This is a genomic window from Gleimia coleocanis DSM 15436 (genome assembly GCF_000159015.1).
GTDB lineage: Bacteria > Actinomycetota > Actinomycetes > Actinomycetales > Actinomycetaceae > Gleimia > Gleimia coleocanis.
Map to the genome: position 1 here is coordinate 1 of NZ_DS999559.1, position 241 is coordinate 241.

A 241-nucleotide genomic window follows, 5' to 3' on the forward strand; every position below is an offset into this window, starting at 1 on the left:
CAACAGCAAGATGCGCTGAAGGTGCAGTTAGCCGCCTTGTTTCAGGATGATTCGGAGCCGTTAAGCGAGATTCGTACCCGCTGTGAGACACTGTTACAGACGGCGCAGAACACCATCAGTCGCGACTTTACGCTGCGTTTTGCCGAGCTTGAATCCACCCTTTGCCGGGTGTTAACCGATGTTATTCGCCCCATTGAGCAACAAGTCAAAATGGAATTGAGCGAGTCAGGGTTTCGTCCTT

1 protein-coding gene is annotated in these 241 nt (G+C 51.9%); it reads left to right on the forward strand.

Annotated features, from left to right (window positions below; all coding sequences use genetic code 11):
- Nucleotides 1-241 (forward strand): hypothetical protein (locus HMPREF0044_RS07665; protein ID WP_006547565.1); only part of this gene is annotated, 241 nt, incomplete at both ends.